Genomic DNA, 15,439 nt, shown 5'->3' on the forward strand with positions numbered 1-15,439 from the left:
CCCCCCCGGGCGCCCCCGGGGCCCCCCGCTCACCCCACCCCCCCGCCCGGGCCCCCCCTAAATCCCCCCCCCCCGGCCCGAAACCGATGAACGCGCACCGCCAGTGCGCTCCGGTATGCCGGTCGATCAGTTCGTGCACCGAAATATTCAGTGCCGCAGCGGTTTCCGCGAGATCCTCGCCGTCGTAGCGCACCGGAATCAGCACCGGGTCGGTCATCGCGGACGATTCCGGCCGTTGCTCCGCGGCGGCCTCGGCCAGTTCCCGCAGCCGGGCCTCGACCCTGTCCACCCGCACCCGCGGTTCCAGCGTCACCAGCACCGTCCGCGCGGCGGGCAGGCAGTCGCGTATCCCCTCGATCGGATTCCGCTGCAGCGCGTCGACCAGCCCGGCCAAAGTGTCGGCGTCGGCCGGTACCAGCTGCAGCGCCCGGTCCCCGGCGGGCAGGATGCGCAGCGCACGAACCGCGTGCACCGTGCTCATGAGAACGCCTCGACGCCGATTCCCTTGCCCGTCAGCGCATCCCGGATCGACCGCGCCATCGCCACCGCGCCCGGCGAATCGCCGTGTACGCACAGGCTGCGGGCCGCAACGGTGACCCGCGCACCGTCGATGTCCCGGGTCTGTCCGTCCACCGCGATCGAAATCGCTTGCGCCAGCGCCGATTCCTCGTCCAGCACGCTACCGGGCGCCGACCGCGACACCAGGGTCCCGGCCGCCGTGTAGGCGCGGTCGGCGAATCCCTCGGCGTAGAACTCGATTCCCGCCGCCGCGGCGGCCGCCGCCAACTGCGAGCCGGGCAGGCCCAGCAGTCCGAGCCCGCCGAAGGAGGTCATCGCGTCGACCACCGCATCCGCGACGGCCCGGTCCGCCGAGGCCGCGTGATACAGCGCCCCATGCGGTTTCACGTAGCGCACCCGATCCCCCGCGGCCCGCGCGAACGCGTCCAGCGCGCCGATCTGATACAGGCATTCGTCGGCCAGCTCCCGCGGCGGGACGGCCATCGCGCGCCGCCCGAACCCGGCCAGGTCGCGATAGGAGATATGGGCGCCGATCCGCACCCCGCGCGCCACGGCCAGTTCGCACGTGCGGCGCATGATCGCGGGGTCGCCCGCGTGGAACCCGCAGGCGATATTGGCGCTGGTGACGATCTCGAGCAGGGCGGCGTCGTCACCCATGGACCAGGCGCCGAACCCCTCGCCGAGATCGCTGTTCAGATCGATCATCACAGTCACCGCCTCGCGCAATCGCTTGTCTCACACCAGTTCCCGGCCACGCGTCTCCGGCAGGCCGAACAATGCCAGCACCGCGATCGCGTAGCCGAGCGCCCCGAACAGCATGGCACCCGCCAGCCCCAGCGTCGTCGAGGCCAGGTAGCCGACCGCGGTGGGAAAGACCGCGCCCACCCCGCGGCCGATGTTGTAGGTGAATCCCTGGCCGGTCCCGCGGAATTCGGTCGGATACAGCTCCGACAAGTATGAACCGAATCCGGAGAAGATCGCCGAGGTGGAGAAGCCCAGCGGCACCCCGAGCACCAGGACCAGGGTGTTGGCGCCGTCCGGGATCTGGGTGTAGGCGACCATGAACACCACCGACAGCACCGCGAACAGCTGGATATTGCGCTTGCGGCCGATCCGGTCGGTCAGCACGCCGCCGGTGACGTAGCCCAGGAACGCGCCGCCGATCAGGAAGAACAGATATCCGCCGGTGCCGACCACGGTGAGGTCGCGGCTGTTCTTCAGATAGGTCGGCAGCCAGGTCGCCAGCGTGTAGTACCCGCCCTGCACGCCGGTGGCCATGAGACTCGCGAAGATCGTGGTGCGCACCAGATCCCGGCCGAAGATGGCCCCGAACCGGCCGCGCTCACCGGCCGCGCGCTCCCGCTTCTCGGTGACCGCCGCGGCATCGGTGACGCTGCGGCGCACCCAGACGATCAGCAGCGCGGGCAGCGCGCCGGTGAAGAACAGCACCCGCCACGCCAGCGCCTCGTCGAACATCTGGAATACGACCGTGTACACGCATACCGCCAGGCCCCAGCCGACCGCCCACGCGCTCTGCACGAAGGCCACCGCGCGGCCGCGATACTCCGGCTTGGCGTACTCGGCGACCAGGATCGCCCCGGCCGCCCACTCCCCGCCGAAGCCCAGGCCCTGCAGCGCCCGGAACACCAGCAGCGACTCGAAGTTCCACGCCAGGCCGCACAGCACCGTGAACAGGGCGTACACCGCGATGGTCAGCTGCAGCGTGCGCACCCGGCCGATCCGGTCGGCCAGCACACCGGCCAGCGCCCCGCCCCCCGCGGACACCACCAGGGTGACGGTGGTGAGCAACCCGGACTGGCCGGTGCTGATGGCGAAGTAGGACGCGATCGCGCCCAGGGCGAGCGGCAGCACCTGGAAGTCGTAGGAATCCAGGCCGTACCCGCCGAAGGCGCCGAGGAAGGCACGCTTCCCGGTCGCGCTGAAACTGCGGAACCAGTCGAAGAACCCCGCCGTCGCGCGGGAACCGGCCGGAGCGGTGGTGGTGGGCATATCCGTCATGATGACCCCTCGGGCATCTCGGGGAGAGTGTGGTGCAGGTCTCGATCGTACGAAATCGTTCAACGATCCTGCAATACCACGAACGGATCGTTCTGGAATGGCGTCGCCGAGCGGGTAATCTCGATCCCGCACATCCGGTCGGTACCAGGAGGAGGACTTCGATGACGTCGGCGTCTGCCAGCACGCCGCCCGGCGCGGCCGAGGAGAGCTATGCGGCGCTCGCCGCGCATCGCGGACGCCTCGATCGCGCCAGCCGCAGCGCCCAGGTGGCCGATATCGTCCGCGATCGCATCCTGGACGGCACGTTCCGGCCCGGCACCCGGCTCTCCGAGCCCGATATCTGTGCGGCGCTGAAGGTTTCGCGCAACACCCTGCGCGAGGCGTTTCGCACGCTGATCGAGGAGCGGCTGGTCGTGCACGAGCTCAATCGCGGTGTGTTCGTGCGCATTCCGAGCGCCGCGGATGTCGCCGAGGTCTACAAGTGCCGCCGCATCGTGGAATGCGCTGCGTTGCGCGATCATCCGCGCACGGGCGCCGATCTCGGCCCGGTCGCGGCCACCCTGGTGCGCGCGGACCAGTGTGCGGCGCAGGGTGATTGGACCGGAGTCGGCACCGCCGACGTCGACTTCCACCGGGCGGTCACCGCACTCAACGACAGCCGCCTGCTCGATGCGCTGATGGCGAACGTCTGGAACGAGCTGCGGCTGATCTTCCACGTGGTCGCCGATCCGAACGCCTTCCATCGGCCGTACCTGCGCCGCAATCACGAGGTGCTGGACACGCTCGCCGGGGGGCGGGCGGCGGAGGCGGCCGATATGCTGGCCGACTATCTCGGCGACGCCGAATCGCAGATCCTGGCGGCCTACGCCGGAATCGAGCAGGCCGACTGATATGGGCGAGGTCATCGCGGTCTACGACCGCGCCGGACGCGAGACCGGCAGTGCCGAGCGGTCGGTGGTCTACGCCGAGGGCCTGTGGCACGCCAGCGCGGGCGTGCTGGTGCGGTCCGGCGACGGCGAGCGGCTGTACGTGCACCGGCGCACCGACACCAAGATGGTGTTCGCGGGCATGCACGACTGCCTCGCCGGAGGCGTGCTCGGCCCGGGCGAGGATCCGGCCGCGGCGGCGGTGCGCGAACTCGGCGAGGAGCTCGGCATCCGGCTCGGCCCCGACGACGACCGCCCGCTCCCGCTGGCCACCGCCTCGTGGGACGGCATCTGGCTGGGTGCGCCGATGCGCTGCCACCTGTTCGCCTATCAGCTGCGCTACGACGGCCCGATCCGGCACCAGCCCGAAGAGATCGCCGACGGCTGGTGGTGGACCGACGCGGAACTGCGTGCGCGCCTGGACGATCCGGGCTTCCCCTTCGTCCCCGACACCCGGGTCCTCCTCGACGACCTCCTGACCTGACCACCTCAGCCCGAGGAGGTCACCGCTCCCGCCCAGGCGGCGAAGGCACCCGGGTTGCGGGTCTGCAGCAGCACGCGACCCGGGCCGGTGAAGTCGAAGACGAGGCCCTCCCCGGTCTTGAACGACTGCAGCGAGCGTCCCGAAACCGCCCGGCGGATGCTGAAATTCAGCGCCAGGTCGTAGGCGACCACATGTCCGCTGTCGATCGTGACGACCTCGCCGGGTTGCAGATCGATGACGTCGATCGCGCCGAACACGCCCAGGACCACCTCGCCCTGCCCGTGCGCGCGCAGGCCGAATCCGCCCTCGCCGCCGAACAGGTTCGCGAATCCGGCCCACTTCGTCTCCACCTGCACGCCATGGGAATTGGCGATCCAGCTGCCCCGGCTGATGAAGAACGGGCGGTCCGGCGCGATCGGCAGCGCGAGCATATCGCCGGGCAGGGCGGGCGCGACGTCGACCCAGCCGCCCTGCGCCGGGGCGGTGAACGTCGAGACGAAGAACGATTCCCCCGCCAGCACCGACCGCTTGAGCCCGGCGAGGATGCCGCCCTCCGCCTTGGCGGCCAGCGTCACACCGGCCGAATGTGCCACCATGGCACCGCTTTCCACTCGCATGGGCTCGCCCCCGGCCAGCAGGCAGCGCGCGATCGTCGACGAGGGGTTGTGCCGCAACTCCACCTTCACATCCGCGAAGGTTAGCACCACGAGATATCGATCAGGTCGACCTCACACAGCCGTCGGCCACCGTCAGTGCCTCGTCGAGGATCTCCAGGCCGAGCCGCAGATCCTCGGCCGAGGTCGTCAGCGGCGGCGCGATCTGGAGGCGGTTGGCGACGCTGAACGGCCAGACGCCGCGCTGCTTGGCCGCGGCGGTGACCCGCCGCATCGGTTCCGCGGCCGCGCCCGTGGCGGCGAACGGGATCAGCGGTTCGCGGGTACCGCGGTCACGCACCAGTTCCAGCGCCCAGAAGAAGCCCAGGCCGCGCACCTCACCGACCGACGGATGCCGGGTTGCCAAGTCCTGCAGGCCCTTTCCGAGCACATCGGCGCCCACCGTGCGGACGTGGTCGAGGATCCCGTCCCGTTCGAACACCTTGATCGAGGCGACCCCGGACGCGCAGGCCAGCGGATGACCGGCGTAGGTGAGGCCACCGGGATACACGGTGTGGTCGTAGCGCTCGGCGATACGCTCGGCGATCAGTACCCCGCCGAGCGGGACGTAGCCGGAGTTCACGCCCTTGGCGAAGGTGATCAGATCCGGCGCCACGTCGAAGGCCCGCACCGCGAACCACTCACCGACACGGCCGAATCCTGCCATCACCTCGTCGGCGATGTAGACGATGCCGAATTCGTCGCACAGCGCCCGCACCCCGGCCAGGTATCCGGGCGGGGGCACCAGCACGCCGTTGGTGCCGACCACGGTCTCCATGATCAGGCCCGCGATGTGTTGCGGGCCTTCCAGTTCGATCACCTGGCGCAGATGCCGCAGCGCCGCCTGGGACTCCTCCTCGGGAGTCGTTGCGCCCCAGGCCGATCGGTACGGGTAGGGACCGAAGAAGCGCACCACGTCCACATTGGTGGGTTCGGCGCCCCAGCGGCGCGGCTCGCCGGTCAGCCCGATGGCGGTGCCGGTGCCGCCGTGATACGAGCGGTAGGCCGACAGCATCTTCGTGCGCCCGGTCCAGCTGCGGGCCAGGCGCACCGCGTGCTCGACCGCCTCCGCGCCGCCGGTGGTGAACAGCACCCGGTTCAGCTCCCCGGGAGCGCGCTCGACGATCAGCCGGGCCAGCTCGCTGCGTGCCTCGTTGCCGACGGTCGGCGAGATGGTGGCCAGCGATCTCGCCTGCGCCACAATCGCTTCCACCACGTCGGGATGCTGATGCCCGATGTTGACGTTCACCAGCTGCGAGGAGAAGTCGAGGTAGCGTTTGCCGGTGGCGTCCCAGAACCACGAGCCCTCGGCACCGGTGATCGGCACCGGATCCACGCTCGCCTGGGCGCTCCACGGATAGAAGACGTGGTCCATCGGTTACTACCTTTCCCTACTCCGTGGCGGCGGCCGGTGCGCCCAGGCGCGGCAGCACCGATTCCCCGTAGGCGTCGAGGGTAGCGGTCTTGGCATCGTGCTGGAGGTAGACGGCGAACTGGTCGACGCCGAGCTCCGCCAGCTCCCCCAGCCGCGCCAGGTGGTCGTCGGGGGTGCCGAGCACGCAGAACCGGTCCACGATGGCATCGGGCACGAAGTCGGCGTGGATATTGCCCGCGCGGCCGTGCTGGTTGTAGTCGTAGCCCCGCCGCCCGGCGATGTAGTCGGTGAGCGCGGCCGGAACCTCGCCCCCCGCACCGTATTTCGCGACGATCTCGGCGACGTGGTTGCCGACCATCCCGCCGAACCACCGGCACTGCTCGCGCGCGTGTTTCAGCGCGGCCACCGTGCCGTCGGTGATGTAGGCGGGCGCGGCCACGCAGATGGTGACCGCCGCGGGATCCCGGCCCGCCCGTTCGGCGGCCGCGCGCACCCGCGCGATGGTCCACGCGGCGATGTCCGGATCGGCCAGCTGCAGGATGTACCCGTCGGCGACCTCGCCCGTGAGATCCAGTGCGCGCGGCCCGTATCCGGCGATCCACACCGCGAGCCGCGAGGCGTGCGCCCACGGAAACCGGATCGTGGTATCGCCCACCCGCGCGCTGCGCCCGTTGCCCAGTTCCCGGATCACCTCGACCGATTCCCGCAGCGTCGCCAGCGTGGCCGGACGCCCGCCGAGGGTCCGGACCGCCGAATCACCGCGGCCGATGCCGCAGACGGTCCGATTGCCGAACATGTCGTTGAGGGTGGCGAACGTCGACGCGGTCACCGTCCAGTCCCGCGTGGACGGATTGGTCACCATCGGTCCGACGATCACTTTCCGTGTGGCGGCGAGGATCTGGCTGTAGATGACGTACGGTTCCTGCCAGAGCAGATGCGAATCGAAGGTCCACACATGCGAAAACCCGTGTGTCTCGGCCACTCTCGCCAGCTCCACCACGCGCGAGGCCGGTGGCGTGCACTGCAGCACGACGCCGATATCCATATCGCACACTCCGTTCCGGTGGTCAGAGCAGATTCTGCGAGAGGCCGCGCTCGATGAACCGCCCGTCGCCGGGGCGGCCCAGGTAGCGCCCGCCGTCCACGATCACCCGGCCCCGTGACAGCACGGTGTCGACGTGCCCGTCGATCTCGAAACCCTCGTACGCCGAATAGTCCATGTTCATGTGGTGGGTCTTGCCGACGCCGATGCTGGTGTGCCCGTTCGGGTCGTACACGACGATGTCGGCGTCGGCGCCCGGGCTGACGACCCCCTTGCGCGGATACATCCCGAACATCCGTGCGGGCGTGGTGCAGCAGAGCTCCACCCAGCGTTCCAGTGACAGCCGCCCGTCCCTGACGCCCTGGAACATCAGGTCCATGCGATGCTCCACGCCGCCGATGCCGTTGGGAATCTTGCTGAAATCGCCGATCCCCATCTGCTTCTGGTCCTTCATGCAGAACGGGCAGTGGTCGGTGGCGACCGTGGTGACACCGCCGGTGCGCAGGTGCCGCCACAGCTCGTCCTGGTGCCCCTCGGCACGCGAGCGCAACGGCGTCGAGCACACCCACTTGGCGCCCTCGAAGCCCGGCGCGCCCAGCTGCTCCTCCAGCGACAGGTACAGATACTGCGGGCAGGTCTCACCGAAGACGTTCTGCCCCTTGCCGCGTGCCTCGGCGATCTGCTCGATGGCCTGCTTGGCCGACACGTGCACCACGTACAGGGGAGCCCCGGTCACCTGCGCCAGCATGATCGCGCGGTGCGTGGCCTCCGCCTCGAGCTGCCACGGCCGCGTCGTGCCGTGGTAGTACGGGGCGGTGTCGCCGCGCCGCAGCGCCTGCTCGACCAGCACATCGATGGCAATGCCGTTCTCGGCGTGCATCATCAGCAGTGCGCCGAGTTCGGCACCGGCCTGCATGGCCCGCAGGATCCGGCCGTCGTCGGAGTAGAACACCCCCGGGTACGCCATGAACAGTTTGAAACTCGTGACGCCCTCGGCCACCAGTTCCGCCATGCCCTTCAGCGATTCGTCGTTCACCTCGCCGATGATCTGATGGAAGCCGTAGTCGATCGCGCAGTTCCCGGCGGCCTTCTCGTGCCAGGACGCGATCGAATCCTGTACGCGCACACCGGGTTTCTGCACCGCGAAGTCGACGATGGTGGTCGTGCCGCCGAATGCCGCGGCGCGCGTACCGGTTTCGAAGGTGTCGGATGCCTCGGTGCCGCCGAAGGGCATCTGCATGTGGGTATGCCCGTCCACGCCGCCGGGGAGCACGTACTTCCCGGTGGCGTCGATGACGGTGTCCACGCTCGCCGCCGGGTCGACGCCGAGGACGGTGGTCCCCGGCCGGAGCAGCGCGGCGACGCGGTCGCCGTCGATCACCACGTCCAGTGGCTGGGATCCCGTGGCGGACACCACCGTTCCGCCACGAATGAGTATGCGTGTCATCAGCGCTCCGTAGGCGTGCTGGAACAGGTCCGGAACCTGCCGTTACCACTGCGCCCAGTGTCGCATTCACCGGTTCCCCACGCGGCCGAAACGATCACCCCCGCTTCACCCCATTCCCCGCGGACGAATCGGACACTCCGCTACACCCCGTTCCCCGCGCGAGCAAACGATCACCCCGCTACACCCCATTCCCGCGCGAGCAAACGACCACCCCGCTACACCCCATTCCCCGCGCGAGCAACGATCACCCCGCTTCACCCCGTCCCCCGCGCAGGCGACAACGATCACGCCGCCGGGCGCGGGGCCGGGCGGTTCAGAACCGCACACCCTCCGATCGCTCGCCCGCCGGGCACGCCGCGTCGACCGAGGCGGCGCTGTGGGGCGGGATGGCCCAGGTGACCGGCAGCTCCGTCCACGGGCACACCACGGTGCCGGTCACGGCCTGGGTGTCGGGCGTGCTGTTGTAGCAGATCGACCGGAAGCAGTAGACGCCCTCGGGGATACCGGCCGCGGGGGCGGGCCCCGCCGCGAGCGCGCCCGCGCTCGCCATCGCCGCACAGACGCCCACCAGACCGAAAGCGACGCGTTTCATCCCTTGCTCCATTCTCGCCCCGGCGCCGCGGCGTCGGTGATCGGTCGGATACGAGCAATTGCGCCGCAACTCTAACTCCGCCGGGCCCCGCACCGCGGGAACCGCGCCCGATCGATGGCGATCCGCCCATCCCCACCACATCGGCGCCCGGGCGTGGAATGATGCCGGGCGTTATCGTCCCATGTACCCCTGATGCAGGAGGCCCACCCCGGTGAACAGCGTCGCGCAACCTCAACAGCCCGGCAACGACCGCCCGGAACGCCGGATTCGCAAGCAGCGCAAGACTTTGCGCCGGATCGGGCTCGTGGCCGCGGGTGTGGCGATCGCGATCGTGGTCACCGGCCGCGCCTTCGCGGCACCCCTGCCGGGCCACACCGCGGTCCCCGGCTGCATGACCGATTCCGGGGCGCAGCCCAACGGCAAGCAGTGGCCGGCCGAGCCCGCGATGGCGATCGACCCGGGTTTCCCCTACGCCGCCACGCTGCAGACCAACTGCGGCGCGATCACCGTCTCCCTCGACGCCGCGCACGCGCCGCGCACCGTCAACTCGTTCGCCTTCCTCGCCGGTGAGCAGTACTTCGACCACACCCGCTGCCACCGCCTGACCACCGAGGGCATCTTCGTGCTGCAGTGCGGCGATCCCACCGGCACGGGCACCGGCACCCCCGGCTATCGTTTCGATGACGAGAACCTCACCGGCGCAACCTATCCCGCCGGGACCGTCGCCATGGCGAACTCCGGGCCCAACACCAACGGCAGCCAGTTCTTCCTCGTCTACGCCGACAGCCCGCTGCCGCCGAAGTACACCCCGTTCGGCCGCATCACCACCGGCATGGACGTGCTGCAGAACATCGCCTCCGGCGGCGCCAAGGACGGCGCGTCCGACGGCGCCCCGGCCACCGATGTCGTCTTCGAATCCGTGACCGCGGGCCAGGGCTGACACTCGCCGACCGGGCCCGCCGAGTCCGCCGGGCCCGGTCGCGCGAGCGCTGAGCTGCGGCAGAGGCCGAGTGCGACCGGCCAGGTGTGCACGGAATTCAGCTCAGCCGCAGCATGTCCGGCCACGCCCGCGACCACGGCTCGCGCGGTCCGTCGCAGCGCCAGATGGTGACGTCGCGGGTGAGGCCGGGGACTCCCAGCCTCGCCTCCGCGCGGCCCAGCGCCGTCACCGTGCCGCACCACGACCGTGGCTCGGTGCCGTCGCCGCCGACCCACACCACCGTCGTCGCCGTATCCGGCGGGGTCCCGAGATATCCGAAGCCGCGGTTGGGGCTGTAGATCGCGGGCAGTCCCACCTGGTTTCGGAAGACCTCCAAAGCGCCCGCCTGCCAATACGAGTCGGCGACGACCACCGCGTGCGTGCGCTCGGATTCGGGCAGCGCCCGATAGGCCGCGCTTGTCGCTTCCGCCAGTTCCGGCCAGCCCAGCTTTCCGTTCGCGCCCAGCGCCGCGGCCCAGTTCGCCTCGTCCGCCACCGGCTCGATATCCCGCTCCGGCCGCAACGGGAGCGAGGAGATCACCAGCACCGCCGACAGCACCGCGAGCGGCACCACGACCAGCTTGCGCCAGCGCGCCACCGGCACCCGCGTGCACCACACCGCACCCGCCGCCATCACGGCCGCGTAGCACCCGACCGCGTAGTACGGCCGCCCGTTGGTGATCAGGAACGCCGCCGTCAGCAGCAGCGGCACCAGCCCCAGAAACCGATACGGGCGCAGCGCCTCCGCGCGCAACAGCGCCCACACCCCGCCCACCAGCAGTATTCCGCCCAGCAGGCCCGCGCAGATCAGCGCCATCGGCAACCAGCTGAGCCGACCGCCGATCCCGTCCTGCTCCCCCGCGACCACGGCGCCCATGCCCAGTTGTGGCCAGCCGTGGGCGGCCTGCCAGATCAGGCTCGGGATCATAGTCAGGCCCACCAGCACGGCACCGGCCCACAGCGCACGGCGCCGCAGCAGGTCCCGCGGCCCGACGATCAGCACCGCCACGCCGACGGCGCACCAGAAGAACGGGATCAGCCACTTCACCTGCATATCGACGGCCGTCACCAGCGCCGCCCACAGCAGCAGCGCGTCCCGCCGGGTCCGCACCCAGCGCACGAGCAGCCAGCTGATCACCACCCACAGCGCGGTGTCGATCGTATTGGTGGCCAGCTGAGTTCCCTGCACCAGCAGGAACGGCGAGGTGGTGTACGCGAGGGCGGTCAGCACCTGCGCCGCCCGCCCGCCGCCGAACTCCCGGGCGATCTGCGCGCTGACGAAGATCGCGGCGACGGTCACCAGGACCGCCGGAATCCGCACCGCCACCACCGATTCCGGCGCCACCAGGTCCATCAACCGCGCGATCGTCGGTAGCAGGGGCCCCTGGTCCGCGTAGCTCACCGCCAGCCGGCGCCCCGCGGCGACGAAATACATTTCGTCGCCGAAGAATCCGTACCGGCCGATCGACAGCAGCATGGCCACCGTCCCGGCCGCGGCCGCGATCGAGACCGCGCCGAGCGCGTAGCCCGGTGGTTGCGCGCGCGTGTCCTCCCGCGGCCGCTCGTTGCCCAGCACCGTCGTACTCACCCGTGCTCCTTCCGTGTGGCCACGTCGTACAGCCGGCACAGATGGGCCGAGTACGCAGGCATGTCGAAATTCGATTCCTTGATCGCGCGCCCCGCCGCGCCGTCGATCGAATCGCGGATCGACTTCGCCATGGCCACCGGATCGAAGTCGCCGAACTCCCCCGTCCGCTGCCCCTCCCGCAGCATGTCGATCAGCGGCCGGATGATCTCCCGCTCGCCGTCCCCCATCGCGAAGCGGGGCCGCCCCTCGCCGTCGCGCAGATTCAGGACCACATCGGTCAGCGCCGCCACGTACCTGCGGTTGGCGTCGATGAACTCCAGATTCGACGACAGGTAGGCCAGCAGCTGGTCGCGCGCGCCCTGCGCGGCGCCGACCTGCGGTGCGATCCGTTCGGCGGCGGAGACGTACAGCTGGATCACCAGCTGCGTCATCAGGTCGTCCTTACCGTCGAAGTGGTAGGAGATGACGCCCTTGGAGATCCCGGCCCGCTTGGCGATCCTGGCCAAAGACGCGTTGCCGTAACCGAACTCGGAGATCACCTCCACGGCGGCGGCGATGATCTGCCGCCGCCGCGCCTCCTCGATGAACGACCGCTGTTGGCCGTCCGAACTATTTTCTGGCCGCACGGCCAAATTTTAGCGCAGCCGGTCAGACGATGTCATCCCGGATGCACGACCACCTGCCAGGTCTGCATGCTGAACGGCAGATCGCAGCTGGTCCACGACTGCTGCGCGCCGAACGCCGGATTCCCCCATCGCTCATAACTCGAGAACCAGGACCACCACGCCCAGCAGGTGATCCGCACCTGATGCCAGACCGGGCCGCCGCACTGCGAATACGCCGCCGTGCCCGCCACCGGATTCGCCGAACAGAACGGATCCGGTTGCGCCGCAGCCGGTCCCGCACCGGCCAGCACACCCGCGCCGATCAATGTGGCCGCGGCCGCACCCGCCGCCACGCGCCGCACAGAATTCCTCATGACAGCCTCCCATCGGCGTGGGGCTCACCGCCCCGACCCGAAGAGGGCCCACGCTCGTTCGATCCACCGGCCGCTATCGAACAGCAACCAGATTACGTGGTGTAGATCACATCGGCGGGTGCACTCGTTACAGCCCGTGCACGCGTAAGGGCCGCAACTCCGGGGAGTTGCGGCCCTTGGGACTTGCGGGTCTACAGGTACTGGCCCGTATTCGACTCCGTATCGATCGCCCGGCTGGCCGAGGCGTTCTTGCCCGTGACCAGCGTGCGGATGTAAACGATCCGCTCGCCCTTCTTACCCGAGATGCGGGCCCAGTCATCGGGATTCGTGGTGTTGGGCAGGTCCTCGTTCTCGGAGAACTCGTCCACGATCGAATCATAGAGATGCTGGATGCGCAGGCCCGGGTTGCCGGTCTCGAGCACCGCCTTGATGGCGTACTTCTTGGAGCGGTCCACGATGTTCTGGATCATGGCGCCGGAGTTGAAGTCCTTGAAGTACAGGACCTCCTTGTCGCCGTTGGCGTAGGTGACCTCCAGGAAGCGGTTGTCCTCGCTCTCGGCGTACATCCGGTCGACGACGCGCTCGATCATCGCCTTGATGCACTTGGACTTGTCGCCGGTGAACTCGGCGATGTCGTCCGCGTGCAGCGGCAGTTCCTCGGTCAGGTACTTGGAGAAGATGTCCTGTGCCGCTTCGGCATCCGGGCGCTCGATCTTGATCTTCACATCGAGGCGGCCGGGCCGCAGGATGGCCGGATCGATCATGTCCTCGCGGTTGGAGGCGCCGATCACGATGACGTTCTCCAGGCCCTCGACGCCGTCGATCTCCGACAGCAGCTGCGGGACGACCGTGGTCTCCACATCGGACGACACGCCCGACCCGCGGGTGCGGAAGATCGAATCCATCTCGTCGAAGAACACGATCACAGGGGTGCCCTCGGAGGCCTTCTCGCGCGCCCGCTGGAAGATGATCCGGATGTGGCGCTCGGTCTCGCCCACGAACTTGTTCAGCAGCTCGGGGCCCTTGATGTTGAGGAAGTAGGACTTGGCCTCCTTGGCGTCCTCACCGCGCGCCTCGGCGATCTTCTTCGCCAGCGAGTTGGCCACCGCCTTGGCGATCAGCGTCTTACCGCAGCCGGGCGGGCCGTAGAGCAGCACGCCCTTGGGCGGGCGCAGCGCGTACTCGCGGAACAGGTCCTTGTGCAGGAAGGGCAGTTCGACCGCGTCGCGGATCTGCTCGATCTGGCGCGACAGGCCGCCGATGTCCTCGTAGTCGACATCGGGCACCTCCTCGAGGACCAGGTCCTCGACCTCGGCCTTGGGGATGCGCTCGAAGGCGAAGCCGGCCTTGGTGTCCACCAGGAGCGAATCGCCGGGCCGTAGCTTGCGGATCGGCTGATCCGGATCGTCGAGGTCGTCGATGTCGACCAGCTTGCTCAGCGGGCCCGACAGCCACACCACCCGCTCCTCGTCGGCATGGCCGACCACCAGCGCCCTGCGCCCGTCATCGAGGATCTCCCGCAGGGTGCCGATCTCGCCGGTCTGGTCGAAGGTGCCGGCCTCGACGACCGTGAGTGCTTCGTTCAACCGGACGCTCTGCCCGTAGTGCAGCGTGGACGTCTCGATATTCGGCGAACACGTCAGCCGCATCTTGCGCCCCGAGGTGAACACGTCGACCGTCTGATCGTCGTAGACACCGATCAGAACGCCGTAGCCGCTGGGCGGCTGGCCCAGCCGGTCGACCTCCTCGCGCAGGGCGACCAACTGCTGGCGGGCTTCCTTGAGGGTGTCCATCAGCTTGGTGTTGCGAATCGTCAGCGAATCGATGCGCGCTTCCAATTCCCTTGACCGATCCGGCGTGTCGGCGAGTTGCCTTCGGAGTGCAGCCGCCTCGGCGCGTACTACCTCGAGTTCCCTCCAGGCCGCCGAATCCGAATTCTCGATGGGGCTCATGATGCTGCTCCTCCCAGTCCCGGTCTATCAACGCTACCGGGCGCGAACCGTTCTCGCTTTCCGACATGGTTTCGTCGTGATCACATCTCAGCTGCGGCCAGCGGCCGGGATGACCATGTTAGCCTCCCCTAACCTGTTTCCGGCGAGTTCATATCGCCGGACCGAGCCGAAAGGTGTGTTACTCGATGCTCCTTCCCACCGGTGGTACCCGTTGTAGTGGCAACGTCGCACACTCTGTTCGTGTTTCCCGGATTCGTCTTGTCACCGCTACCGCTTTCGCCGCACTCGCCGTTACCGCTATGACAGCATGCGGCTCCGACAACTCCGAGGACTCGGCGGCGAGCAGCACCACCGCCGCGGCCGCCTCGAGCGCGGCGAGCGGCTCGGCCCACGACCACAGCGGGGCCGCGGCGCCCACCCCCGAGGCGCTGCAGGCCACCCTCGACGGCTTCGTCGACCCGGCCAAATCCACCGCCGACAAACAGAAACTGGTCGAGGACGGCGAGAAGCGCGCGGCCAATATCGACACCATGACCCAGGGCCTGGCCAACTACGGCAAGATCACCTTCACCGTGTCCGACGTCAAGACCGAGGGCGAGCGGGCGACCGCCCAGGTGGTCGTCACCTCCCCGCACGGCGCCGCCCCGGCCATGCCCATGACCTGGGAACACGACGACGCCGGCTGGCAACTCTCCGACGCCTCCGCCTGCCAGATCCTCGCCATGGGCAAGGCCCCCTGCCAGCCCTGATACCCCACCCGCACCAACCTCACACCTGCCGGGTGGGCCGATCGCGCCCCCCCCACGGGAAAACCAAAGCGCCCGCCCGGCAAAACGAAGTCCCCCCACCCAGCCGAACGATCTACCACCCCCCCGCATTCCGCG

16 protein-coding genes are annotated in these 15,439 nt (G+C 69.3%); 4 read left to right on the forward strand and 12 right to left on the reverse strand.

Annotated elements, in window-relative coordinates:
* The 3 genes from QH290_RS00260 to QH290_RS00270 form a co-directional block, all read right to left on the reverse strand.
* Positions 1 to 481, reverse strand: a 481-nt coding sequence (locus tag QH290_RS00260) for a carboxyltransferase domain-containing protein (RefSeq protein ID WP_280381631.1), incomplete at its 3' end; no start/stop codon positions are given.
* Positions 478 to 1,227, reverse strand: coding sequence for a LamB/YcsF family protein (locus QH290_RS00265; RefSeq protein ID WP_280381632.1), 750 nt, complete (start codon positions 1,225 to 1,227; stop codon positions 478 to 480). The genes QH290_RS00265 and QH290_RS00260, both read right to left, overlap by 4 nt.
* A gap of 27 nt (positions 1,228 to 1,254) precedes the next feature.
* Positions 1,255 to 2,529 (reverse strand): MFS transporter, encoded by a 1,275-nt coding sequence (locus tag QH290_RS00270; protein WP_280381633.1) that lies wholly within the window; start codon positions 2,527 to 2,529, stop codon positions 1,255 to 1,257.
* Positions 2,530 to 2,699: 170 nt separating this feature from the next.
* Here QH290_RS00270 and QH290_RS00275 point away from each other — a divergent pair, with 170 nt between their 5' ends.
* Positions 2,700 to 3,428, forward strand: coding sequence for a GntR family transcriptional regulator (locus QH290_RS00275; protein ID WP_280381634.1), 729 nt, complete (start codon positions 2,700 to 2,702; stop codon positions 3,426 to 3,428).
* Between the two features lies 1 nt (position 3,429).
* The gene (locus QH290_RS00280; RefSeq protein ID WP_280381635.1) at positions 3,430 to 3,948 is read left to right on the forward strand and encodes an NUDIX hydrolase; all 519 of its coding nucleotides are present in this window, start codon (positions 3,430 to 3,432) and stop codon (positions 3,946 to 3,948) included.
* Between the two features lie 5 nt (positions 3,949 to 3,953).
* Here QH290_RS00280 and QH290_RS00285 read toward each other — a convergent pair whose 3' ends face one another.
* The 5 genes from QH290_RS00285 to QH290_RS00305 form a co-directional block, all read right to left on the reverse strand.
* Entirely contained in the window at positions 3,954 to 4,655 is a 702-nt protein-coding gene (locus QH290_RS00285) for a TIGR00266 family protein (RefSeq protein ID WP_280381636.1), read from the reverse strand.
* A gap of 10 nt (positions 4,656 to 4,665) precedes the next feature.
* Positions 4,666 to 5,976: an aspartate aminotransferase family protein gene (locus tag QH290_RS00290; protein ID WP_280381637.1), complete on the reverse strand. Its 1,311-nt coding sequence runs from the start codon at positions 5,974 to 5,976 to the stop codon at positions 4,666 to 4,668.
* A gap of 16 nt (positions 5,977 to 5,992) precedes the next feature.
* Positions 5,993 to 7,021: a TIGR03842 family LLM class F420-dependent oxidoreductase gene (locus QH290_RS00295; protein ID WP_280381638.1), complete on the reverse strand. Its 1,029-nt coding sequence runs from the start codon at positions 7,019 to 7,021 to the stop codon at positions 5,993 to 5,995.
* 22 nt (positions 7,022 to 7,043) lie between these two features.
* Entirely contained in the window at positions 7,044 to 8,465 is a 1,422-nt protein-coding gene (hydA, locus tag QH290_RS00300; RefSeq protein WP_280262556.1) for a dihydropyrimidinase, read from the reverse strand.
* Positions 8,466 to 8,778: 313 nt separating this feature from the next.
* Positions 8,779 to 9,057 carry a hypothetical protein gene (locus QH290_RS00305; protein ID WP_280262630.1) on the reverse strand — a complete coding sequence of 93 codons (279 nt, stop codon included), beginning with the start codon at positions 9,055 to 9,057 and terminating at the stop codon, positions 8,779 to 8,781.
* A gap of 211 nt (positions 9,058 to 9,268) precedes the next feature.
* Here QH290_RS00305 and QH290_RS00310 point away from each other — a divergent pair, with 211 nt between their 5' ends.
* Positions 9,269 to 9,997 carry a peptidylprolyl isomerase gene (locus QH290_RS00310; RefSeq protein WP_280381639.1) on the forward strand — a complete coding sequence of 243 codons (729 nt, stop codon included), beginning with the start codon at positions 9,269 to 9,271 and terminating at the stop codon, positions 9,995 to 9,997.
* 97 nt (positions 9,998 to 10,094) lie between these two features.
* Here the strand turns inward: QH290_RS00310 and QH290_RS00315 are convergent, their stop codons facing one another.
* From QH290_RS00315 to arc, 4 genes are all read right to left on the reverse strand, one after another.
* Positions 10,095 to 11,624, reverse strand: coding sequence for an ArnT family glycosyltransferase (locus QH290_RS00315; protein WP_280381640.1), 1,530 nt, complete (start codon positions 11,622 to 11,624; stop codon positions 10,095 to 10,097).
* Complete coding sequence (locus tag QH290_RS00320; RefSeq protein ID WP_280381641.1) at positions 11,621 to 12,250, reverse strand: TetR/AcrR family transcriptional regulator; 630 nt, start codon at positions 12,248 to 12,250, stop codon at positions 11,621 to 11,623. The genes QH290_RS00315 and QH290_RS00320 overlap by 4 nt, the downstream gene beginning before the upstream one ends.
* A gap of 32 nt (positions 12,251 to 12,282) precedes the next feature.
* On the reverse strand, positions 12,283 to 12,603 hold the full coding sequence (locus tag QH290_RS00325) for a hypothetical protein (RefSeq protein WP_280269977.1): 321 nt from the start codon (positions 12,601 to 12,603) through the stop codon (positions 12,283 to 12,285).
* 191 nt (positions 12,604 to 12,794) lie between these two features.
* Positions 12,795 to 14,555, reverse strand: coding sequence for a proteasome ATPase (gene arc, locus QH290_RS00330; RefSeq protein ID WP_280269978.1), 1,761 nt, complete (start codon positions 14,553 to 14,555; stop codon positions 12,795 to 12,797).
* 185 nt (positions 14,556 to 14,740) lie between these two features.
* Here arc and QH290_RS00335 point away from each other — a divergent pair, with 185 nt between their 5' ends.
* The gene (locus QH290_RS00335; protein WP_483244231.1) at positions 14,741 to 15,304 is read left to right on the forward strand and encodes a WKL family lipoprotein; all 564 of its coding nucleotides are present in this window, start codon (positions 14,741 to 14,743) and stop codon (positions 15,302 to 15,304) included.
* Positions 15,305 to 15,439 lie beyond the last annotated feature (135 nt).

It is taken from the genome of Nocardia wallacei (assembly GCF_029869545.1).
Taxonomy (GTDB): Bacteria; Actinomycetota; Actinomycetes; order Mycobacteriales; family Mycobacteriaceae; genus Nocardia; species Nocardia wallacei_A.